At 38.1% G+C, this 22,473-nt stretch carries 22 protein-coding genes and 4 tRNA genes; 3 read left to right on the forward strand and 23 right to left on the reverse strand.

Annotation, left to right across the window (positions count from 1 at the left end):
• Positions 1-12 precede the first annotated feature (12 nt).
• From H0Z36_RS03625 to yedE, 4 genes are all read right to left on the reverse strand, one after another.
• Complete coding sequence (locus H0Z36_RS03625; protein ID WP_296863893.1) at positions 13-1,206, reverse strand: CapA family protein; 1,194 nt, start codon at positions 1,204-1,206, stop codon at positions 13-15.
• 16 nt (positions 1,207-1,222) lie between these two features.
• On the reverse strand, positions 1,223-3,097 hold the full coding sequence (locus tag H0Z36_RS03630; protein WP_296863894.1) for a sodium:proton antiporter: 1,875 nt from the start codon (positions 3,095-3,097) through the stop codon (positions 1,223-1,225).
• A 381-nt stretch (positions 3,098-3,478) separates the two neighbouring features.
• Entirely contained in the window at positions 3,479-3,688 is a 210-nt protein-coding gene (locus H0Z36_RS03635; protein WP_296863895.1) for a sulfurtransferase TusA family protein, read from the reverse strand.
• An 11-nt stretch (positions 3,689-3,699) separates the two neighbouring features.
• The gene (yedE, locus tag H0Z36_RS03640) at positions 3,700-4,770 is read right to left on the reverse strand and encodes a YedE family putative selenium transporter (protein ID WP_296863896.1); all 1,071 of its coding nucleotides are present in this window, start codon (positions 4,768-4,770) and stop codon (positions 3,700-3,702) included.
• A 418-nt stretch (positions 4,771-5,188) separates the two neighbouring features.
• Between yedE and H0Z36_RS03645 the strand changes: the two genes are divergently transcribed.
• Positions 5,189-6,574, forward strand: coding sequence for an acetyl-CoA hydrolase/transferase C-terminal domain-containing protein (locus H0Z36_RS03645; RefSeq protein ID WP_296863897.1), 1,386 nt, complete (start codon positions 5,189-5,191; stop codon positions 6,572-6,574).
• A gap of 108 nt (positions 6,575-6,682) precedes the next feature.
• Here H0Z36_RS03645 and ylqF read toward each other — a convergent pair whose 3' ends face one another.
• The 9 genes from ylqF to ylxM all read right to left on the reverse strand — a co-directional run bounded on the left by ylqF (position 6,683) and on the right by ylxM (position 12,252).
• Positions 6,683-7,519, reverse strand: a complete 837-nt coding sequence (gene ylqF / locus H0Z36_RS03650; protein WP_296863898.1) for a ribosome biogenesis GTPase YlqF — start codon at positions 7,517-7,519, stop codon at positions 6,683-6,685.
• Positions 7,520-7,586: 67 nt separating this feature from the next.
• The gene (gene rplS, locus H0Z36_RS03655; protein WP_296863899.1) at positions 7,587-7,937 is read right to left on the reverse strand and encodes a 50S ribosomal protein L19; all 351 of its coding nucleotides are present in this window, start codon (positions 7,935-7,937) and stop codon (positions 7,587-7,589) included.
• 126 nt (positions 7,938-8,063) lie between these two features.
• Positions 8,064-8,636, reverse strand: coding sequence for an RNA methyltransferase (locus H0Z36_RS03660; RefSeq protein ID WP_296863900.1), 573 nt, complete (start codon positions 8,634-8,636; stop codon positions 8,064-8,066).
• A gap of 7 nt (positions 8,637-8,643) precedes the next feature.
• Entirely contained in the window at positions 8,644-9,369 is a 726-nt protein-coding gene (trmD, locus tag H0Z36_RS03665) for a tRNA (guanosine(37)-N1)-methyltransferase TrmD (protein WP_296863901.1), read from the reverse strand.
• Positions 9,370-9,410: 41 nt separating this feature from the next.
• Entirely contained in the window at positions 9,411-9,926 is a 516-nt protein-coding gene (gene rimM, locus H0Z36_RS03670; RefSeq protein WP_296863902.1) for a ribosome maturation factor RimM, read from the reverse strand.
• Positions 9,927-9,977: 51 nt separating this feature from the next.
• Positions 9,978-10,208 carry a KH domain-containing protein gene (locus H0Z36_RS03675; protein ID WP_296863903.1) on the reverse strand — a complete coding sequence of 77 codons (231 nt, stop codon included), beginning with the start codon at positions 10,206-10,208 and terminating at the stop codon, positions 9,978-9,980.
• 26 nt (positions 10,209-10,234) lie between these two features.
• The gene (gene rpsP, locus H0Z36_RS03680; protein ID WP_296863904.1) at positions 10,235-10,501 is read right to left on the reverse strand and encodes a 30S ribosomal protein S16; all 267 of its coding nucleotides are present in this window, start codon (positions 10,499-10,501) and stop codon (positions 10,235-10,237) included.
• A gap of 41 nt (positions 10,502-10,542) precedes the next feature.
• Positions 10,543-11,889, reverse strand: coding sequence for a signal recognition particle protein (gene ffh / locus H0Z36_RS03685; RefSeq protein WP_296863905.1), 1,347 nt, complete (start codon positions 11,887-11,889; stop codon positions 10,543-10,545).
• Between the two features lie 18 nt (positions 11,890-11,907).
• Positions 11,908-12,252 carry a YlxM family DNA-binding protein gene (gene ylxM, locus H0Z36_RS03690; protein WP_296863906.1) on the reverse strand — a complete coding sequence of 115 codons (345 nt, stop codon included), beginning with the start codon at positions 12,250-12,252 and terminating at the stop codon, positions 11,908-11,910.
• 141 nt (positions 12,253-12,393) lie between these two features.
• On the opposite strand from ylxM, the gene H0Z36_RS03695 reads away from it, so the two are divergent.
• The gene (locus tag H0Z36_RS03695; protein ID WP_296863907.1) at positions 12,394-13,248 is read left to right on the forward strand and encodes a DegV family protein; all 855 of its coding nucleotides are present in this window, start codon (positions 12,394-12,396) and stop codon (positions 13,246-13,248) included.
• 51 nt (positions 13,249-13,299) lie between these two features.
• Here H0Z36_RS03695 and H0Z36_RS03700 read toward each other — a convergent pair whose 3' ends face one another.
• Positions 13,300-15,213, reverse strand: a complete 1,914-nt coding sequence (locus H0Z36_RS03700) for a long-chain fatty acid--CoA ligase (RefSeq protein WP_296863908.1) — start codon at positions 15,211-15,213, stop codon at positions 13,300-13,302.
• Positions 15,214-15,430: 217 nt separating this feature from the next.
• Here H0Z36_RS03700 and H0Z36_RS03705 point away from each other — a divergent pair, with 217 nt between their 5' ends.
• Positions 15,431-15,979: a hypothetical protein gene (locus H0Z36_RS03705; protein ID WP_296863909.1), complete on the forward strand. Its 549-nt coding sequence runs from the start codon at positions 15,431-15,433 to the stop codon at positions 15,977-15,979.
• Positions 15,980-16,029: 50 nt separating this feature from the next.
• On the opposite strand, the gene H0Z36_RS03710 is transcribed toward H0Z36_RS03705, so the two are convergent.
• The 9 genes from H0Z36_RS03710 to H0Z36_RS03750 form a co-directional block, all read right to left on the reverse strand.
• A tRNA-Val gene (locus tag H0Z36_RS03710) sits at positions 16,030-16,105 on the reverse strand.
• A gap of 3 nt (positions 16,106-16,108) precedes the next feature.
• Positions 16,109-16,183 (reverse strand) — tRNA-Glu (locus tag H0Z36_RS03715).
• 5 nt (positions 16,184-16,188) lie between these two features.
• Positions 16,189-16,264: transfer RNA gene (locus H0Z36_RS03720), tRNA-Ile, on the reverse strand.
• A 127-nt stretch (positions 16,265-16,391) separates the two neighbouring features.
• Positions 16,392-16,466: transfer RNA gene (locus H0Z36_RS03725), tRNA-Asn, on the reverse strand.
• A 65-nt stretch (positions 16,467-16,531) separates the two neighbouring features.
• On the reverse strand, positions 16,532-17,614 hold the full coding sequence (gene rpoD / locus H0Z36_RS03730; protein ID WP_296863910.1) for an RNA polymerase sigma factor RpoD: 1,083 nt from the start codon (positions 17,612-17,614) through the stop codon (positions 16,532-16,534).
• Entirely contained in the window at positions 17,611-19,380 is a 1,770-nt protein-coding gene (gene dnaG, locus H0Z36_RS03735; RefSeq protein ID WP_296863911.1) for a DNA primase, read from the reverse strand. Before dnaG ends, rpoD begins: the two co-directional genes overlap by 4 nt.
• Positions 19,381-19,454: 74 nt before the next feature.
• On the reverse strand, positions 19,455-20,540 hold the full coding sequence (locus H0Z36_RS03740) for a deoxyguanosinetriphosphate triphosphohydrolase (protein WP_296863912.1): 1,086 nt from the start codon (positions 20,538-20,540) through the stop codon (positions 19,455-19,457).
• Positions 20,541-20,651: 111 nt separating this feature from the next.
• On the reverse strand, positions 20,652-21,260 hold the full coding sequence (locus tag H0Z36_RS03745; RefSeq protein WP_296863913.1) for a flavodoxin family protein: 609 nt from the start codon (positions 21,258-21,260) through the stop codon (positions 20,652-20,654).
• A 273-nt stretch (positions 21,261-21,533) separates the two neighbouring features.
• Entirely contained in the window at positions 21,534-22,424 is an 891-nt protein-coding gene (locus H0Z36_RS03750; RefSeq protein WP_296863914.1) for a peptidoglycan-binding protein, read from the reverse strand.
• Between the last annotated feature and the right edge of the window lie 49 nt (positions 22,425-22,473).

The raw sequence follows: 22,473 nt of genomic DNA on the forward strand, positions 1-22,473 counted from the left end.
GACTCCTTTAGTTTAAATGTGGTTCTTCTTATCCCTATAAAACGGAGGTCCTAATATTGAAGTAGTCTGATTCAAAACTGATTCCAATATTGGAACATAGCTCTTATCTAAATAAGGTTCCTTCCCTGTCATTATATTTTCTATAGTTTTTTGTACCGGAACCACCCGGAACTGTATTTTTCCATCAACATAATATGAATGTGAAAAAGTCGGAGTATAACTCACTTCATCCAAAACAGTAACCCCTTTTTCCATATCTTTTGTAAATTTAAGCTTTACTACTATACCGCTGTTGCGCTCTATCCCCCTTTGATGGCTTATGAAGTTCCCCATAGAATAAAAAATCACCTTATCCCTGCCATCTATATTGATTACTTCCATCGGCTGAATTACATGAGGATGACTGCCTAATATTACATCTGCCCCTTTTTCCAAAAATTTCCGTGCCATTATCCTTTGTTCTTCAGTAGGTTTAGTGCTATACTCTACCCCCCAATGCAAAACGAGAATTAATACATCTACCTTGGGCCTTAATTTCTCAATATCACTCAGTATTTTGTCCTCCTCTATGTAATTAAAAAAATATGCATGCTCTTCCGGAACCGGAATTCCGTTGGTGCTGTAGCTGTAAGCTATATATCCCACTTTGACCCCTTTAATATCCTTAATTAAAAACTTTTCGCTATCTTCCCTGCTTTTATATGTACCTACAAAATCAAGCCCTGCCTTCTCAATTACCTCCATAGTCCTTAAGGCTCCCTTATAGCCTCTGTCCATTATATGGTTATTGGCGGTAACTATTAAATCATATCCCGACTTTTTGAAGGTATAAATAATCTCATCAGGACTGTTAAAAAGAGGATAGCCGGTATAACCGGCATCACTCCCTGCCACGGGAGATTCAAAACATACCGAAGTATAATCACCTTCATTAATCAAATCCTCTACTTCCCTGAAAAAAAAATCAAAGTTATAGCTGCCGTCCGCCTGCTTTCCGGATAAAATCTGGGTATTGTGCATAAGGCAATCTCCAGTGGCAGTAAGGACAATAGTCTGCATTTTTTTGGGCTTAAAGTCTTTATTATCTGAAGAATCAGACGAAGGATTAAATACAGAACTTCCCCCATCCAAAGCTACATATGCATAATATACTCCGAATAAGCCTAATAATAAAAGAAAGCAAAATAAAAACAAAAATTTTTTCAAATATCTTCCCCCCAAGCTACATCTGAATATTATCCCGCATAAATCGTGAGATCTTGCTGCCAAAATATCGCATATTCCTGTTTTTTTTCTCATCTTCATCCGATAATACAAAAACAATGATTTTGCGCAAAGAATTTGCATTACGGCTTAAAACATCTTGTTCTGCCGTAATAATTTCAAGCTCCTTATTTTCACCTATACCAAAAAGAGGAATAATCTTATCCTCCTTAACCAAGTTCAAATATTTTAATGCCTCCTCCTCTTCTTTTGTATCTATAACCTCAATTTCCCCCCCATTGTTAAACTGACTGGTTATAAAGTCATAATTCGTTCTAAAATCAAAAAGAAACCTGCCTCTGAGATGACGGGGAACCTGATTCTGGTTCCGTAAAGGCAGCTGATAAACATTAGCTGTTCCAAACAGGTCAGTCAATGATAAAGTAGCCAAAGAATTTACTTCATCATTAGCCGTCAAAGCCAAAAAACGGCCTATCCCATTCAAATCCAGTTCTTGAACCGCATTTTCTGTCAAAATGTTTCCGTCATTGGCAGGTATTCCTGCTTCCTGAGCAAGCTTTACATTATTTATATTGCTGTCTATTAAACAAACTCTATAACCCTCCTGTATTAACAATATCGCTAATTCCCTCGCCCACATATGAGCTCCGGCAATAAGCACTCCCTGCGGATTAGGCTGAGCCAAATCAAGTTTACGGGCTAGAGGCAATGCAATTATACTGTAAAGCAAAACTGTTCCGATTACTACCAAAAAAGTAATCGGCACTAAATAATCAGCCTGCTCACAACCTACTTCCTGCAAACGCAGAGCAAAAACAGAGGATACTGCAATAGCAACAATTCCCCGTGGGGCTATACAAGAAAGATAAATTTTTTCATGCAACTTTAATCCGCTGCGAACAGTCGATGCAAAAACTGCAAGGGGCCGCACTATTACTACCAGAAAAACAATAAACAACAAACCCGGTCCTAAAATCGTCTGAAATTCATTTATACTCAATCGGGCGGTAAGAATTATAAAAAGCAAAGATATAAGCAACACCTGCAAAGTTTCCTTAAATTCAAGTATCTTCTTTACAGAAACATAATGCTGATTTACCAAAACTACTCCCATAACTGTTGCAGCCAGTAAGCCCGCCTCCGGCTGCAAGAGATTGGCAAACATATCAATACCTACTACCAGCATAAGGACAACTGGATTTATTAAATAATCAGGCAGCCAAAAATTCCACAAAGCAATAATTAATATAACTGCTCCCAATACACCAAGAGATGTGCCTATCAAAATTGTACGAACAAAATCCAGCACAGCATTAATTGTAGCCGATGACATATCAGAATTTCCCATAAATACAACCTGAAAAACCAATAAAGCAAAAATAGCCCCTACCGGATCAATAACTATTCCTTCCCACTGTAAAATTGATCCAACCGCGCCGGAGGGACGCACATGGCGTAATAAAGGAATTATAACCGTAGGCCCGGTCACCACTAAAATAGCTCCTAACAGCGAAGCAACCCTCAAGTCCAGATTAAACAACTTATAAGCTGCCAAGGTGCTCAAAATCCAGGTTATTAACAGTCCGACACTCACTAATCTCCTGACCGAACTTCCTATAAAGCGCAGTTCGCCTAATCTTAGATTCATTCCTCCTTCAAACAAAATAATTGCAACAGATAAAGAAACAATCGGAAGTAAAATTTCTCCAAAAAGCTGATCCGGATTGACTATGTTTGTCAGAGGACCTGCTACAAAACCGAACAGAACCAGTAAAATAACTGCCGGCAGCCGAAAACGCCAGGCAATCCATTGAGCGCCTATCCCCAAAATAACTATTGCCGATAAGGCAATTAATGAACTCTCCGACATCATCCTCACGATCCTTTACAATATGTAGTTTATTATAATGCACATACAGAATTTTAAAAGCGCATGCATTTAATTTCCCAACTAGTGGAAAACGCTTTTTTCAAGTTCTAATATATCATTTTAGACTATAAGTAGAAAACCCTCCTGGTTATTTTTAAAATACATAAACAAGTTTTGGGTGTCGCTTCGGCTTTTATAATTATTATTTTTAGCATTTTTTCTTTTTTGCTTTCTAAGGGGGACTGCTACTTTCCCTATTTAGGACTTTCACCCTATAGCCAACACCCATGAGGCATATAAACCAACACCCATGAGGCATATAAAAAAGAGGAAAGCACCAAGTGTTCTCCTCTTTTTTATCTTAATATGTTTTAACCAGGAAAGTTATTTTCTAAGCTCCATTTCCCAGTTATCCTTATTGTCAACCTTCATTATAACTTCATAGCCTTGAGATCTGGCAAGTTTAGTAACATTTTCCTTGGATACCTGGCTGGTTCCAACTACTAGTATTTCCTTAGCTCCACTATCCATAACCTTCTTGGTTTTTAATACCGGCATAGGACAGCTCAAACCTCTTACATCCACCTTTTCCATACTTTTCCCTCCTATTCTTCCCTGAAGCTAAAGCCCAACCAGAACATAACCAAAATGCCTACAACACATGCAATCTGTCCGTAAATTCCTACACCTTGAGGAGAAGCTGCAAACATAAAATTATGAGCAATCCCCGCTCCTACGATCATTCCTATTACTACTGCGGCGGCATCCATATCTCCTTCCCCGGAAAGAATAAGCTGTCTTAACGGGCATCCGCCGAGAAGAGTAGCTGTCAATCCCACCAGATAAAGCCCCAAGAAGTTCCATACTGACATGGTATGAGCTATCGGCTGATCAGCAAATCCCGGTTTGAAGAAACCAAAAGCGATATTTAAAATTAAAGCCCCAATAAAAATACCTATGAAACCTAAAAGCAGATAGCTGTCTCTTATAAGTATAAAATCCCTTATTCCCCCGCTCATGCAGAGCCTGGTTCTCTGGGCCAAAAAGCCAACTACTATCCCGGCCAAAAGAGAAATACCTAACGGAGCAAATTTAGAACCAGGTCCTTCTGTGCTGAAGAAGAGAGGTCCTCCTGCATCCGGACTAAATACAGTACCTTTAATCAAAAGGAAAAGAAATAGCAATAAAATAAGAGGCAATACTAATCCACCTGCATTAGAATGGCTGTATTCAGCACGCCCTAAGTTAAAACCGCGTTTCAGGAAGAAAACTCCGGTTGCAACCCCGCAAACAAAACCTATAAAACCAACTACTGCATTATAGTCCCCGCCTGCCATGCGCAGAACATCGCGCAGAGGACATCCTAAAAATACAAGAGCGCCAATCATCATAAAAATACCCATGATAAAGCGAACAAAAGTGGCAGATCCACCACGGGCTTTAAATTCTCCCGCAAAGATCGAAGTCAATAAAGCACCCAGAACTATACCTATAATTTCCGGCCGCATGTACTGAACTACTGCTGCACGATGCAGTCCGATAGCCCCTGCAATATCCCTTTCAAAACAGGCAATACAGAAGCCCATGTTAGGTGGATTGCCCAGTTTCACCAAAACTGCTGCAATAGCACCGATAATTAATCCCGTAGCTAAAATAAACCACTTACTCCTATCCACTAAATAATACCTCCTCTTAAATTGTTTTATTTTTAATATAACTGAGAGGAATCTCAGTTATATATAACCATAAGTTATATATATGATTCCTCTCTTGCATACACAAAAAATATTTATTCTTTAAAGATTGCAAAATTCCTCCTTTTTTACTTCATTATTATCACAAAAAAATTAATAACTCTTTTTATTTGTCGAAATGTTACTTAATCCACTGTTTCTCTGCATAAAAGCACGACATTTTGTCATAAAAAATAATAATTTGTATATATATTTTTTATCTACATAGCAGGAATAAAAGATATAAACCTTGTATATATACAAAAATTTTTAGAAAAATTTTTCAATAAATCTAAAATTTCCTTTAATTTGTTTCATTATTTAAATACCTTTTATTTTAAAAAGGGGAGGGGTTATAAAAATGGCAAATGGTTATTGGCAAATGTACCGTGAAAAATTACGGACTCCGGAAGAAGCAGTTAAGGTTGTGAAAGATGGCGACTGGGTAGATTATGGTTTTTTTAATGGCAAGCCTGTGACTTTAGACAAAGCGTTGGCTGCCCGTAAAGACGAACTAAAAAATGTTGTAGTTATAATGGCAGTTACTCTACCTCCTATTCCTGAAGTGGCTGTTAAAGACCCTCAAGGAGAAACTTTCACCATAATCGACATGCATTTCAGTCCGATTACACGCGCTATGCAGCAAATGAGGCCTAATGTTTTCTATAATCCTCTGCTTTTTGGGGAAGGAGAATTTTATTATGAAAAAAAAGCTATTTATCCTTATAAAGTAGGGCATCACAAAAATTACAAAGATGTTTTGTTTTTAAGAACAGGACCTATGGATGAAAATGGGTATTTTAACTATGGGATACATAATGCTATTACCCATGTTCAAATTAAGACAACTCCTATAGTAGTCTTGGAAGTAAATAATAATATACCTAAGGCTTTGGGCGGAGCCAGAGAACAGGTTCATATTACAGAAGTCAATTATATAGTAGAGAGTGAAAATGAACCTTTAGCTGAATTATCCCCAGTTGAACCGAGTGAGGTAGAAAAAAAGATTGCTTCTCATATTTGCGCATATTTACGCGATGGAGATTGTATCCAGCTCGGTATCGGTGGAATGCCAAATGCTCTGGGAAAAATGATATGTGATACTGACCTGAAAAACTTAGGGGGAAATACAGAAATGCTGGTAGATTCCTTTATCGACTTAGTCGAATCAGGAAAAATGAACGGATTAAATAAAGAATTTGAACGTGGCAAAGTGGTATATTCCTTCGCTTTGGGAACCAAAAGGCTTTATGAATGGATTGACAATAATACAGCCTTAGCTTCCCATGGAGTAGAATATGTTAATCACCCTTTGAATATTTCAAAAATTAAAAACCTGGTCTCTATTAATCAATGTCTGGAAGTTGATTTATATGGTCAGGTCAATGCAGAAAGCATTGGATTTAAACAAATTTCAGGTACAGGCGGTATGTGGGATTTTGTAACAGCAGCTTATTGGTCAGAAGGAGGTAGAAGTTTTATCTGTTTACCTTCTACCCGCACTGATAAGCACGGAAATACGCATTCAAGAATTGTACCTTATTTTGAACCGGGAACTATAGTAACCTGTCCACGCACTATGGTACATTTTATAGTTACTGAATATGGTGCGGTATGCCTTAAAGGTGACAGCACATGGAAAAAGGCCGAAAAACTCATTTCCATCGCACACCCTGATTTTAGAGACGATTTGATTAAAGCCGCCGAAAAACAAAAAATATGGAGACGAACCAACAAAATCAACTAAAATTCTGAAAAATCTCTTTCAAGATTCGGGTAGGTATTTAACTTTATACCTGTCCTTTTTATTTTAAGGCAGAGAAAAGCAAAAACATTCATACAGTCTTTCAAAAAACTAATCAAGGCTCATTTTACCCAAAACACCTTTGCGAAAATCTATAAGAAGCATCCGGGCAGTCTTACCTAAATCAACTTCTCCGCCTTTTACAAGGTATCCTCTTTTACGGCCAATCTCCTCTAGAAGATCTAGCTCCGTCCCCACAAAAGAAGAAATCTTAAATCTATTTTCTAAAACATCCGGCTTAAGTTCACGCAGTATTTTTATTAAGAAAAGGGCAACTTCTTCTTCCTGATAAGCATTCTCACCTATTATGTCTAAAAGGGACAATTTCAAGCCTTGCTCTTCACTTTCAATCTTAGGCCACATAAGACCGGGAGTATCCATAAACTCAATATCTTCACGTACCCTTATCCACTGTTTGCCGCGGGTAACTCCCGGCTTTGCTCCGGTATGGGCAATTTTCCTTCCTACCAAACAGTTAAGAAAACTGGATTTTCCCGTATTAGGAACTCCTACGACCATTACCCTAGCCGGCCGGAGTCTTCTGCCTCTGGCTATCATCCTATCTGCTATCGGTTTATAAGCTTCACCTATAATTTTGAGCACTTCGCGAGCTCCCCGCCCGGTAATCGAATCTATGCCGGCAGCTTTAAACCCTTCTTCTTTAAGTCTTTCTATATACCGTAAAGTCTTATCATCGTCAGCCAAATCTATTTTGTTTAATACCATTACTATAGGTTTTTTCCGCACCATTTTTTCTAAATCCATATTGCGGCAGGAAAAAGGGGCCCTTGCATCTAAGAGAACAACCACTAAATCTACCAGCTTAAGATTATTTTCAATTTCCCGCCTCGCCTTTACCATATGTCCAGGATACCAGTTTATTACCATTCTTTCATCCTCCAAAAAAAGAGAATACCATATATATGGTATTCTCTTAAATCTTATTATTTCATCATTAGTATCTGCCTTTTTCTTTAACTCTAGCCTTCTTACCTGTCAATTCACGCAGATAATAAAGACGGGCTCTGCGAACTTTACCTCTTCTTATAACTTCAATCTTAGCAATCTTGGGGGAATGTAAGGGAAAAGTTCTCTCTACTCCCACCCCGAAAGAAATACGTCGCACAGTAAAAGTTTTGGAAAGTCCTTCTCCTCTGATTTTAATGACAGTTCCTTCAAAAACCTGGATTCTTTCACGGTTACCTTCGACAACCTTTACATGCACCTTAACAGTATCACCAGGTCCAAATTGAGGCAAATCCTTTTTATAATATTCTTCTTCAATAGAACGGATTATATCCTGCATCTTCCTACCTCCTTCCACCAGGTGTTCTTGCATATTATGCAGCGGACCACCTTTATTACACATAACGTTTAAATTTTATCATAGAGAAAATTACTTAACAAGTATAAAATGCCTACAATTTTAATCTCAATACCACGCTTCCCCCAGCAGCCTATCTAAAATTATAGCTACTGCACTGCGCACTGACAAATGATTATAAGTACGTTCTGCCTCAATTGGCTCCAATATATAGTTGCAGCTTTCCATTATCTCTCTCTGTATTCCCCAACCGGTACCGAAAAGAATCAAGAAAACCTTATTTTCTTCCATAATTTCCTTTTTTAAATCTCTATAAGAAACCGTATTTGGATATATCCTCGCATCAGTTGCTACGGTTAATACCTCCTGGCCTGTTTCATTTTTTATATATTCCAAAGCTTCTTCCAGCTTATAAAAGGTCTTCAAAATACTGAAAGCCTCTTTACGATCGGGATTATACTGTCCTCCATAACCTTCCTGCCAGTAAGAAACTATCTCCTTTAAAAGAGCATGCTGATTCTCTGAGGGATGAACTACCAAAAACCCATCTACGTCATAAGTACGGGCTGCCCTTGCTATATCATGTAGATCCAGGTTGGTAATAGAAGTTGTTATTATATCCATGCGCTTGTTATACATAGGGTAATGTAAAAGTGCTATATATACCTTTGACTTTCTCAAGACACAACTACTCCCCGTTAAATAATATTTCCATTAACAGTTTTTTTTCTTCTTCATCATATTTTCGGTTCAAAAGCAATTCCGGCCGATTAAGAAGTGTTGTCAAAAGGCTTTGCTTCTTGCGCCAGAGCCTTATATTCTCATGGTGTCCGGACAACAGGACTTCAGGAACTTCCTTGTCTCTGAAAACACGGGGACGGGTATAATGAGGATATTCCAGCAAACCATGGGTAAAAGATTCTTCTTCAGTTGAATGCTCATCTCCCAATACTCCGGGAATAAGACGAACAACAGCATCCAGCAAAACCATAGCCGGAAGTTCGCCTCCGGTCAATATATAATCACCAATGGAAATTTGCTCATCCACAAAATCAAGAATCCTTTCATCAATCCCCTCATAATGTCCGCAAAGAATTACCAAATGAGGTTTTAATGCCAGTTCTTTTACTTTGTTCTGGTGCAAAGTCTTCCCCCGTGGCGACATATATACTATCCAAGAATTATCACATTTTACACTTTCAATAGACCGTACCACCACATCAGGCTTCATAACCATGCCGGCTCCGCCGCCATACGGATAATCATCAACCTGTCCGTGTTTATTTCTAGCATACTCTCTTATATCGTTAATCTTTATCTCTACTTTTCCCTTATCCTGCGCCCTTTTAATAATACTTTGATTTAAAGGTGATACAAACATTTCCGGGAAAAGAGTCAAAATGTCTACTTTCACCAAACTCCTCCCTGATAGGTTTTATACAAAATTATTATAACCTAATCTATAATCCCTGGAAGAAGCTTTACTTCCATTTTATTATTTTTTAAATCTACTTCCTTTATTACTTCTTTTATAGCCGGCAAAAGGATCTCTCCATACTGCTCAGAAACCACCACATAAACATCATTAGCCCCAGTTTCTAATATATCAGTAAGCTCACCTAAAAAGCCCTTTTCTTCATCATATACCTCAAGCCCTTTAAGCTGGAAATGATAATAATATCCTTCCGGGAGAGGATAAACCTCGCTTTCATCTATCATTAAAAATGCATTTTTATATTTAGCCGCCTCTTCTTTTGATTCTATCCCTTTAAACTTTAACAAATACAGATTATTATGTTCTCTAGCCTCTTCTACCTCAAACTCCATATTTATTTTACTTCCACACAGCCTTACTTTTTTAAGCTTTTTAAACCTCTCAGGAAAATCTGTTAAAGGAGCTATCTTTAAGGTGCCTTTAAATCCAAAGGTCCCAACAATCCTACCAATAGCAACCATTTCTTCGCGATTCACCCAAATCACCCCGAAAGAACCTTTAATAAAATTTATAGGGCTAAAATAGCCCTATTTAAGTATTTCAACAACAGCTCTTTTTCCTTGTTTAGTAGCTGCTGCTTTAGTAATGGTGCGAATTGATTTTGCAATCTTGCCCTGCTTTCCTATAACTTTGCCCATATCTTCAGGAGCAACCCGCAGTTCGAGGATAATAGATCTTTCACCTTCGATTTCCTTTACCTCTACTTCATCGGGGTTATCTACCAATGATTTGGCAATATACTCAACCAATTCCTTCACGATTATCACCCCCTGCTCCTCTAAAGCTATTTGCGGGCTTCAGCAAATTTAGCCAGTATCCCTTCTTTTTGCAGGAGGGATTTAGCTGTATCAGAAGGTTTAGCACCATTCTTGAGCCACTTTAAAGCCTTTTCTTCATCAATCTTTATAGTAGCCGGATTAGTAGTAGGATCATAATAACCTATTTCTTCAATAAACCTTCCATCACGCGGTGAACGGGAATCAGCCACTACAATACGATAAAACGGATTTTTCTTGGCTCCCATTCTTTTCAGTCTAATCTTCGTTGCCATATATTTCACCTCCTTCATATTGTTACCAAAATAAATTCTATTTAAAATGGAAATTTTATAGGCGGAATTCCGCCTCTTTTGCCTTTTTTGTTAGTTAAATCGGTCAGCTGTTTCATCACTTTGCGGGACTCTTCAAACTGCTTTAAAAGTCGGTTTACATCCTGCACCTTGGTTCCACTTCCTTTGGCAATACGCTTTTTTCGGCTTCCATTTATAATCGCAGGATTTCTTCTCTCTTCCAAAGTCATTGATTTTATGATCGCTTCTATATGCGAAATTTCTTTTTCATCAAATTCAGCTTTTATCCCTTTCATCTGTTTACCTAAACCAGGTATCATACCCAGCAAATCTTCTAAAGGCCCCATCGATCTTACCTGCTGCAATTGTTCTAAAAAATCTTCCAGGGTAAATTCTTGCTGGCGTATCTTACGTTCCATTTCCTTGGCCTTTTTTTCGTCCAAACTTGCCTGAGCCTTTTCTACTAATGTAAGGATATCTCCCATCCCTAAAATACGCGATGCCATACGATCAGGATGGAAAACCTCTAAAGCATCCAGCTTTTCTCCCATCCCCACAAATTTGATAGGACATCCGGTGACTGCCTTTACCGATAAGGCAGCACCTCCGCGCGTATCACCATCCAATTTAGTTAAAATCACCCCGGTAAGTCCTAAATCAGCATTAAAAGACTCAGCAACATTAACTGCATCCTGCCCGGTCATGGCATCAACCACCAGCAGGATTTCATCCGGGTTTACTGCTTCCTTTAAATTTCTAAGCTCTTCCATAAGCTCTTCATTTATATGCAGGCGTCCAGCAGTATCTAAAATAACTACATCTCGATTATGAGAGCGGGCATAATTTAAAGAGGCTTTGGCAATATCAACCGGATTTTCCTGTCCCATAGAAAAAACTGGAACTTCTATCTGTTCTCCTAAAACCTGAAGCTGCTTTATAGCTGCTGGACGATAAACATCACATGCTACCAGCAAAGGCCTTTTTCCCTGTTTCACCAAAGTTTTAGCAAGCTTAGCCACAGTGGTAGTTTTACCTGCCCCTTGCAGACCTACCGCCATAATCACAGCCGGAATTTTAGAACCTAAAGCGAGCTTGCTCTCGGTCCCCCCCATAAGTTCGGTCATCTCATCATATACAATTTTTATTATCTGCTGGCCGGGGGTAAGGCTTTGTAAAACTTCCTGTCCAACTGCTCTCGCGCTAACCCGGCTGATGAAATCCTTTACCACCTTAAAGTTTACATCTGCTTCCAGCAACGCCAGGCGCACCTCGCGCATAGCTGTTTTCACATCTTCTTCAGTTATCTTGCCTTTGCCGCGCAGTTTTTTAAATATATCCTGCAGTCTGTCGCTTAATCCTTCAAAAACCACTTTACCGCTCCTTTTCTTTTACAGTGAATCGACTATTCCTCTCAATATGTCCAAGGCCTCATTTACCCTCGGACAATTATCTGAAATTTCCTCATTTAATATTTCACATACCTCTTCTATCTTTTTTCGCGTAACCAGAAACCTTTTTACCAGCTGCAACCTTTCCTCATAGTCTTTTAAAAGGTTTTCCGACCGTTTCAAAAGATCATGAACAGCTTGCTTGGAAATTCCCATATTTTCCGCTATTTCTGATAAAGATAAGTCATTTTCAAAATACAGTTCCAGAACATACTGTTGCTTGTCAGTCAATAAAGAACCATAAAAATCCTTCAGCATTATAATATGTTCTCTTTTATCAAGCATATAATATCTTCTCCATAGAGTAAAGTAAATATCCTTTACTCACAAGATTTTACTCTTTTTTGTCATCATATGTCAAGAAATAAAAATTGCTAAAACAACTCAAAAACAATATAATTAACTAAAATATACAAAAAATAAGAGGTGAATATTTTGCGCGAAAAAATCGTTCTTTTAACTGATAGCGCCTGCGATCTCCCCCGTGAAATCATACAAAAATACGGTATAAAAATCCTGCCTTTGAAAGTGATATATGGTGAAAAAGCATATTCAGACCGTGAAGATATCCAACCGGAAGAAGTTTATGCTCGTATGCCGGAAGAAATACCTACTACCTCCATGCCAGCACCGGAAGAGATAAAAGGAACTTTCGAACAAATAAAAGAAGAGGGGTTTACCCATGTTTTAGCTCTTCATCTTTCCTCAAGTCTTTCCGGCACCTATCAGACCGTAAAGATGGTAGCCCAGGAAATCAATGATTTATGTATAAAAGTACTTGATACCAAAACCTTGTCAATTGGAACCGGATGGTTAGTCTTAGAAGCAGCACGTGGCATTGCTTCCGGTTTAAGCTGGGAAAAAATTAACGAAAACATTCATAAAATCCAACCCAAAATAAAAGTATACTATGTTATCGAAACCCTGGAATACCTGAGACGTGGTGGGCGTATAGGCCGTGTTGCTTCCATGATCGGGCAGTTCTTACACATTAAGCCCATAATATCAGTAGACGAAGAAGGCAAATATTTTACCTATGCTAAAGCTAAAGGACGCAAAAAATCAATTGAAAAGCTGGCAGAAATAGTCGAAGAAACCGTTCAAACCAAAAAAATAAATCTGGCTGTAATGCACGGCGGAGCCAGAGAAGAATTTGAAAAGCTGGTGGAAAGGCTGAGCAAGCTGCCAAATATCCAGGAATTTATATGTTCGGATATAAGCCCAAGCCTAGGAGTCCATACAGGTCCAGGACTTTTAGGAGTAAGTTTTTACGAAGTATAATCATCACAATTAAAGGCGGCTCTATATCGGCCGCCTTCATTTCATTAAACCTTATCTATACATATCATCAATCAAATCTTTATATTTTTCCATTACCACCTGACGCTTAACCTTCAAAGTAGGTGTAAGCTCTCCTGCTTCCTCAGTAAATTTGCAGGGAAGAATGCGGTAAGCTTTAATAGTTTCATAATCTTCTAAATACTGATTTATCCGTTTAATCTCTTCAGCCACCAGTTCCCTAACAAAAGAATTATTTATTACATCTTCGCCCACTTCTATACAGGTATTTATGCCGTTTATCTCTGCATATTTGAGCTTAGATTCATCCACTTTTATCCCTTTTTCTTTCAGTATGTAAAGAATCATATCAAAAGCCGGAACTAGCAAAGCAGAAATAAATTTGCGGTTATCTCCTAAAACTACAACCTGCTCAATAACCGGACTGTTGATAAACTTAGACTCAATTTTGGCCGGAGCAACATTCTTACCAGTGTCCATCACTATAATATGCTTTTTCCTCTCTACAATCCTCAAGAAGCCATCTTCATCAAATTCTCCAATATCCCCAGTTCTAAACCAGCCATCTTCAGTAAAAGAAAGGGCTGTCTCTTCAGGATTTTTATAATATTCTTTTATTACTCCTATTCCACGCACTAAAATTTCACCATCTTCAGCTAATTTTGCTTCTACTCCGGGAACCATCTTAGAAAGCCAACCTATCTTAGTAGCATTTGGATATCCATGACTTATACCGGCTGCAGTTTCTGTAAGCCCCCATCCGTTAAGCAGTGGAAAGTTGAGCACAAGATAGCTGCGATGCAAATCAGGTGGCAGATGGCCTCCTCCGGAATAAGGAATCTTAAGATTTCCTCCTAAAAGCTGTCTGAGTTGGCTGAATACCATGTCATCAGCTTTTTTAAAATCTTTAGCCATGTCTTCATCTAAATATTTAACTGGATCTTCAGTCAAATCTATCGCACCATTAAGCTTAGTTCTTTTTTCTAAAACTTTTTCCCCAACTTTATATGCCCATTCAAATAATTCCTTTCCTTCTGGACTGCTGCAAAAAGCGGCCTTAAAGCCCGCATATATTCGATCCCAGAGGCGTGGAACCAGCAGGACCCAGGTAGGTTTAATCTGCTGAATATCCTGAATAAGAGTAGTTGGCTTTTCCGCATAACCTATACACCCTCCTACTGCTATCATCGCCAGATAAGAATTATTTCTTTCCCATATATGGGCAAGCGGCAACAGTGAAAAAGCCACATCATTATATGTAACTGGATATCCTCCGATTTCCATATGTTTGAGACTGCGCGCCAAAGCGCCAACCATGTCTTCATGGGTTAAAAGACTCCCTTTAAGGTTTCCCGTAGTGCCGGAAGTATATATTATGCTCGAAGGATCGTTTCCTTTCAAAGATTCCTGACGTTTTCTCAAAATATCAGGATTTTGAAGAGCATAAGTCTCACCCTGACTGCGCAGATCAGACATGTTCATTATTTTTCTATTATTTCCCCCGTAATTTGAACTCATCACTATTATGTATTCTAATTCAGGCAAATTATGCCATACTGTTTCAATACGGGAAGCTATTTCAGGATTACCAACGAAGAGAAACTTAACCTCGGCGTGTTTTAAAATAAAAGAGGCTTCTCCTGCAGATAAAGAGGGATATATAGTGACGGTTATACCACCTGCAGTCTGTATCGCAAAATCTGCCCATCCCCATCTTTCACAGGTATGAGCCATAAGGCCGATACTGTCACCTTTTTTTATACCTAAACTTAAAAGTCCGTTGGCCAACTCCTCTACAATATCAGCAAACCCGCAGTAGCTTAAAGTTACATAAGTTCCTTCTACTTTAAACTTCATGGCTGGACGGTCAGGAAAATTTTCTACTGTATTATAAAACATTTGCGGCAGAGTTTTAACCTCCCGGGTAAATTTTTCGAGCATCTCCATCCTCATTCCCCCTAACCGATTTTAATTTAACTTTCTTATAACTAATTTTATCACTTTTTGATATAATATTACAATTATTCATAATCTTTTTATAGCCGGATGTATTCACTTTTGATTCTGTTTTTCTATAATCCGCCTTTTATACGACTCAAAACGCTTTTTTACATTATATGGAATCTTTTATAATTATCACATATAAAAATAAAAGGGGTTAAATATGAAAAAATTTTTTATTATATTTTTACTTTCAATCATATGGTTTAGCATCTTCGCAGCTAATGCTTCGGCATTAGAACAAAATACTCCATTTCCCTTGTCTTATTCTGAAGAAAACGTCCAAGATCCTATTTTGAATGAGCTTATATACGCTTACAATTTTTACAGTTCTTTTTTACAGGAAACTTATATTGAAAAGGGGTTTATCGTATCAAAATACGGGGCAAACTCCAGCGAAATAGAGGAATATCTAAAGAATGGATTTAGCAAAGATTTGGCCAAAGAAATAGTTGATTATTCAACTATATGGAATGAAGAAATAAAAAAACAGGTAATAATACCCGCAGGAAGCCTTCCCATAATTAACCAAAATGATTTTCCATTTATTAAATACAGAATTGAAAAAAATAAAATAATTTTTACGCGTACTTATATCGACTATTTAAAAACGGGAGAAACAGTAGATTTCAAAATCTATACCACCTTTACACCTACCGGCCTTAAGATTTTTAAGCTTGAATTAAAAGGAAAAAACGAATACATTATCTAAAACAAAAAAGCTCAAACCTCCTATGGTTTGAGCTTTTACTCTTTCAATTATGGTGGGCGATGCAGGGCTCGAACCTACGACCCCCTGCTTGTAAGGCAGGTGCTCTCCCAGCTGAGCTAATCGCCCTTATGGTGACCCCTAGGGGATTCGAACCCCTGTTACCGCCGTGAAAGGGCGGTGTCTTAACCACTTGACCAAGGGGCCAAAGATGGTGGGCCTACCAGGACTCGAACCTGGGACCAACCGGTTATGAGCCGGTAGCTCTACCAACTGAGCTATAGGCCCGGGTTTATTAAATCCCGCGAAATAAGTATATTAAATTTATCGTTAAAGGTCAATAGAAAACTTATTTCGAACGGGTTTAAATTCAACTAAAAAGCGGTAACCCGGTTACCGCCTTCATGTTCTTTAATGGCTCCCCGAGCAGGATTCGAACCTGCAACCCTCCGGTTAACAGCCGGATGCTCTACCGTTGAGCTATCGAGGAACGTCATCCAACGATGATTATTATATATCCTTAATTGAAAATTGTCAACATATCTTTTTATTTTTTTATTCTATATAGTCTTTTAATTTCTTGCTGCGCGAAGGATGTCTCAACTTGCGTAAAGCTTTGGCTTCAATCTGTCTTATTCTTTCTCTGGTAACCCCAAATTCCTGACCTACTTCCTCTAAAGTCCTGGGTCTTCCATCATCCAGTCCAAAGCGCAGTCGCAAAACTTTTTCTTCACGCTCAGTCAGGGTACTCAAAATACTATCTAAATGTTCACGCAGAAGCACAAAAGAAGCCGATTCTTCAGGAGATTCTGCATCTTCATCGGTAATAAAATCACCCAGGTGGCTATCATCTTCTTCCCCTATGGGAGTTTCTAAAGATACAGGCTCCTGTGCCACTTTCATTATTTCAATAACCCTCTCTACAGGAATATTCATTTCCTGCGCTATCTCCATCGGGGTAGGTTCCCTTCCCAAACTCTGCAAAAGATTTCTCTGCACTCTGGATAATTTATTTATAGTTTCTACCATATGAACTGGAATACGTATAGTACGTGCCTGGTCAGCTATAGCTCTGGTAATCGCTTGTCTTATCCACCAAGTGGCATAAGTACTGAATTTATAACCTTTGCGGTAATCAAATTTTTCAACCGCTTTCATAAGCCCTAAATTACCTTCCTGTATAAGATCAAGGAAAAGCATACCGCGCCCTACATAGCGCTTGGCAATGCTTACCACCAAACGAAGATTGGCTTCTACCAGCATCCTTTTTGCTTCTTCATCACCAGCTTCAATCCTTTTAGCCAGTTCAATCTCTTCATCAGCAGTAAGCAGAGGTACTCTCCCTATTTCTTTAAGATACATGCGAACTGGATCATCTATTTCAATCCCTTCAGGGATTATTACCTCTTCCAGCTCCATTTCTTCCGGATCTATCTCTATATCCGAATCTACTTCGGAATCGTTACCTATACTTATACCCAACGACTGAAGGTGCTCGAAAATATCATCAATATAGTCAGGCTCAAGATTAAAGCCCTGCAAATCTTCTACAATTTCATCGTAAGTAAGATTCTTCTTCTTTTTGCCTTTCTCAGCCAATGCACTGATAGACTCTGCCAGCTTTCTATCGAACTTCATTTTATCCCCCCTTCCTTTCTATTATTTAAAAATAAATCCAAATAAACCAAGAATCTCAACACTGCATTAAAATCCCCTTTATCCTTTAAACTGTTTAACTTTTGTAAAAGCTTTTGTAAAGCTGCTTCTCTTTTACGACTTAAAACCTCTTTGATAATCTTTTCTATTCCAGATTCATCAATAAGAACAATATCCTGCATCATCAATCTGGCATACTCAGCCATAAGTCCCTTTTCAATAAGCTGCTGTTCCAGCTTTTTTATTTTTTCCTCAGTTCCTCCTTCGAGGCCGTCATATAATATGCAGATTTCACGATAAGTCTGGTTTTTAAAAATTCCAAAACCCAGCTCGGTTTTTATGCGATTAAATATATAGCCATTTTTAAGCATAGAAGCTATTAATCTATCTTCCAAGCTAGAATTATCGTATCTTATATTATCCCTTTTTATTTGTTTTTTATTCCCATTAAAAACCAATTTTTTGGTGTTTTCCCGTTTTATTTCCCTGAACACTATGTTTTCTTCCAAAACAAGCTTTTGTGCCAAAATTTTTATATAATAATCGCGCAAAAGCTCACTTTCCAGCTCAGATATATCAGATTTAAGCATATTTATTATTTTTATCTTATCTTCCAAATCCAGTGATTTTTTATTTTTGAGATAATAATTAATTTTAAATTCAATATGGCTTATTTTATTATTCTTTATAAATGTCAAAAAATCCTCTTTTCCAACTAAATCCAAATACTCATCCGGATCCCGCCTCCCCGGAATAGAAGCCACATAAACCTGCAACTTTTCGCGGGTTAAAACATCTATAGCTTTAAGTGTAGACCTCTGTCCCGCTTCATCTCCATCATACAAAACTACTACCTTTTCAGCATAGCGACACAAAAGTCTAGCCTGTTCCTGAGTAAACGCGGTTCCTAAAGAAGCTACTACATTCTGGACACCTGACTGATGAAGCTTTATACAATCAGTATAACCTTCAACTAATATAGCTTCATTAGCGGAACGAATAGCCTCTCTAGCTTGAAAAATCCCATACAAGTTGCGGCCTTTCGAAAAAACTTCGGTTTCCGGCGAATTTATATATTTAGGCATGCTGTCATCCAAAACCCTTGCCCCGAAGGCAATAATATCACCATTATACTGAAAAACAGGAAATATTATGCGATTTCGGAATAAATCATAATAATTCCCCGTTTTATCGCTCTTTCTTAAAAGTCCTGACTTTTGAAGATAATCAAAAGGTATATTTTCGGCCAAAAGAAAATTTTTAAGACCTTCCCATTCATCCGGAGCATAACCCAACTTAAATAAATCAATTGTTTTATCACTGATACCCCTTTTTCTCAAATATTCTCTGGCCAAAAAACCCTTCGGACTCTTCAAATTATTATGATAGAATTCGGCTGCTTTTTTGTTAACCTGCAAAATAAATCGTTTTAAATCTTTTTGCTTTGTATTAAACCTTTCTAAAGATGGACTTACTCCCGCCTTAGAAGCTAAAAGTTCAAGGGCCTCCTTGAAGCTTATACCATCCCTTTTCATGACAAACGAAAAAATATCCCCTCCGGCATGACAGCCAAAACAATAGAACATTCCTTTTTCTGGGGTCACACAAAACGAAGGGGTTTTTTCCTGATGAAAGGGACATAATCCCCAATATCTGCTGCCTTTACGCGTTAAACGAACAGTTTCTGATACAATATCAACTATATCTAAACGCGCCTTAATTTCATCAACTATATCATCATAATACAAAGCCAATTACCTCACCTACAATTCTACAAGGACTTGCAAAATCCTTCTAAACATTCGAAATTTGTCATTAATTTTTAGTTCTTATTTATATCTTCTTTTTTTTCCTCCTGTAACTTAAAAGCTTCAGGAACTAATGACTGAGGAATATATATATCTTTAAAGACAGAAATACAGTAAGCATCACTCATGCCAGATATATAATCAGCAACTGCTCGTTTTAAGCCTTCTTCTTCAGCTATTTTCTGGTACACAGGACTCATTTTCTCCGGGTGTTTAAGATAATACTTAAACAAATGCTCTATAATAAAATAAGCTCTGGTCCTTTCCGCCTGACATACCGGCCCTGTATACACGGTTTCAAACATAAATTTTCTAAGTCCCTTAAGGGCCTTTTCAACTTCTTTGCTTGGCTCTACCTTTAATTCTCCCGATTCTTTCAATAACTTGCGGGTATTATAAATAGTATCCGTAACTAAAGTAGCTATTCTCTGACTGTGAGTTTTTCCCAACACTTCTAAATATTCTTGCGGAATATCCTCCAACCTTAAAAGACCTGCCCTTATAGAATCATCAATATCATGCTGAACATAGGCTATTTTATCGCTTAACCGAACAACTTTCCCTTCCATAGTAGAAGGCATCATATCATTATCATCATAACCGCTGTGATAAAGGACTCCATCTAAAACTTCTTTTGTCAGATTAAGCCCATTTCTTCCCTTGTGCTGTTCTACGCGTGTTAAAACTCTAATACTGTTTTCATTATGTTTAAATCCACCTGGCAGCAGTTCATTAAGCACCTGCTCACCAGCATGAGCAAAAGGAGTATGTCCCACATCATGGGCTAATGCAATAGCTTCAACTAAATCCAGATTGAGATTAAGAGCCGCAGCTATAGTTCGTGAAATCTGACTTACTTCAAGAGTATGGGTAAGCCGACTGCGGTAATGATCCCCGGGCGGGGCTATAAAAACCTGGGTCTTATGCTTAAGGCGGCGAAAGGACTTGGAATGAACTACACGATCCCTATCAACCATAAAACAGGTTCGTATGGGATCAGGTTCTTCATATATATGTCTTCCCTCAGAATTTGCCGCTAAAACTGCATAAGGGGATAGGATCTTTTCTTCCTTTATTTCCAATTCCCTTCTTATATTCACCTGATTCCCCCTTTAAACCAATTTATAGCCTTAAAAATATAAAGAATCCTTAAAGCTCTAAGCCCAAGGATTTCGCATAAAAATAATATCGCAATTTAAAGCAGGTACAGTTTAGCGTTTTCGTAAATGCTTAGTAGCTTTAGCAACTTCCACTATTCTTTTCCCCACAATAGAAGCCCTTAATAAAGCATTTTCATCTTCCGAAGAAGGCCTTTGAGCAGCAGCTCCCAAATGTCCACAATCATCCTCATAATAACCGTCACCTACAATTATCATACCCTGAACCATCATCATATCCTGCATCGCTCTAATAGTAGTTTCCTGCCCGCCAAATCTGGAAGCGCCTACCGCGATTGCCCCACCTACAACATTCAAAAGCTTTTTGTCATTGCGCAAGCCTCTGGTTTTATCCCAAAAAGCCTTGAGCTGGGCAGAAACTGTCCCAAAATACACCGGACTTCCCATAATAATCCCATCAGCTTTTGAAATAAGCTTTAAAGTTTTTTCCAATACTTTATCTTTAAAACACCTACCGGAGCAGGGAGAAGAACAGGCTACACAAAAAGGATTTGTCATATCCTTTAAAACCTGCTGACAGTGAATAAACTCTACTTTAGCCCCCATTTTTTCACATTCTTCTGCCGCTTTATGCAGCAACAATGCAGTATTTCCTTCGCGATTAGGGCTTCCATTTATTGCTACAATTAATAATTCAGACATTTTTTACACCTCCATTGCTATTTTAATACTACATTCTTAAACATATTCCTTTATTTTATGAAACAATTATTTATTTTATATCCTAAAAATATATAATGTAAAGAAAATTTTTCAGAAAGTTAAAAAGTCGGAAAAACCGCCATTATCGAAAAAAGAAGGCAAAAAGGTGATCTTAAAACCTGGGAGAAACCGCCCGCGAAACGATAAAAACAGTAAAGGTCATCAGCAGTTTTTATCTGCTGATGACCTTAAATCACGCCTTTAATATCTTCTCTATATCCGATAGCTTGCAGCCCTCATCACTGCTGCCTGATGGGCTTCATCCACCCTATTAGTTCCATGGGTTCTGCTGTTTTTAAAGTGAATGCAAAAATGTCCGTTAAAATTATTATTATAGATAGTCTGCGAACCATGCGGCATTCCATTCTGAGAAGCAGCAAAAACTCTGCCATTCACGCTTACTATAATTGCACGTCTCGCCCAGCTCCACTGACCACCATAGATCTTCTTCATTTTAGCGGTATCGGCTGCGGTCAGAGGCTCACAATCTGCGTGATTAGTCCCCCCTTTTCTCAATACCTTATAACTTATCCCCGTTTCAACATCAGTAACTGTTGCGACACTACCCCGTGGAAAAGCATATTGAACAACAGTCCACCAATCTGCGGCTTCCGGGTATCTCAAACCAGCCCGGGAAGGAAGTTTTATTTCAGAAACCGGAATAATCAGCTTTCGCCCCGGATATATAATATCAGATTTGAGGTTGTTTGCCTGCTTAATGGAAGCAATGCTCGTCCCATATTTTAAGGCTATTTTGTAAAGAGTATCTCCCGATTTCACAACATAAGTTCCTTCTGCTAATTTTTTATCGAGCATTCCTTTAGTCTTCTTCCCAACAATCCCATCAGGATTCAAATTGTTATCTTTTTGAAAACGAATAACCGCATTATAGGTTTTAGACCCAAAAATCCCATCAATACCTCCGGTATTATAGCCGAGAAAGGTTAAATCTCTTTGTAAATTTTGAACATATGTACCCCTGCTTCCATACCGCAGATTATAGTCCCCATACTGACCTGCTAAAGCAGTAAAAGTAAAAAATCCTGTAAACACAAAGGTCAAAAGAAGTAATAACGCACAAAACTTAAAATTTAGTCTCTTCACTCTCCTCACTCCTAAAATATTAATTTCACTTTATTTTAGACATATCAGG

This window comes from Thermosyntropha sp. (assembly GCF_017656155.1).
Lineage (GTDB): Bacteria > Bacillota > Syntrophomonadia > Syntrophomonadales > Syntrophomonadaceae > Thermosyntropha.

Bases quoted from the DNA above. Each gene is read 5' to 3' on its own strand.
- H0Z36_RS03630 (WP_296863894.1), bottom strand. From the start codon at position 3,097: ATGATGTCGGAGAGTTCATTAATTGCCTTATCGGCAATAGTTATTTTG.
- H0Z36_RS03700 (WP_296863908.1), bottom strand. From the start codon at position 15,213: ATGGAGATGCTCGAAAAATTTACCCGGGAGGTTAAAACTCTGCCGCAA.
- rpsP (WP_296863904.1), bottom strand. From the start codon at position 10,501: ATGGCAACGAAGATTAGACTGAAAAGAATGGGAGCCAAGAAAAATCCG.
- ylxM (WP_296863906.1), bottom strand. From the start codon at position 12,252: ATGCTTGATAAAAGAGAACATATTATAATGCTGAAGGATTTTTATGGT.
- H0Z36_RS03635 (WP_296863895.1), bottom strand. From the start codon at position 3,688: ATGGAAAAGGTGGATGTAAGAGGTTTGAGCTGTCCTATGCCGGTATTA.
- rplS (WP_296863899.1), bottom strand. From the start codon at position 7,937: ATGCAGGATATAATCCGTTCTATTGAAGAAGAATATTATAAAAAGGAT.
- rpoD (WP_296863910.1), bottom strand. From the start codon at position 17,614: ATGAAGTTCGATAGAAAGCTGGCAGAGTCTATCAGTGCATTGGCTGAG.
- ylqF (WP_296863898.1), bottom strand. From the start codon at position 7,519: ATGGTAATAAACTGGTATCCTGGACATATGGTAAAGGCGAGGCGGGAA.
- H0Z36_RS03705 (WP_296863909.1), top strand. From the start codon at position 15,431: ATGAAAAAATTTTTTATTATATTTTTACTTTCAATCATATGGTTTAGC.
- H0Z36_RS03745 (WP_296863913.1), bottom strand. From the start codon at position 21,260: ATGTCTGAATTATTAATTGTAGCAATAAATGGAAGCCCTAATCGCGAA.
- H0Z36_RS03645 (WP_296863897.1), top strand. From the start codon at position 5,189: ATGGCAAATGGTTATTGGCAAATGTACCGTGAAAAATTACGGACTCCG.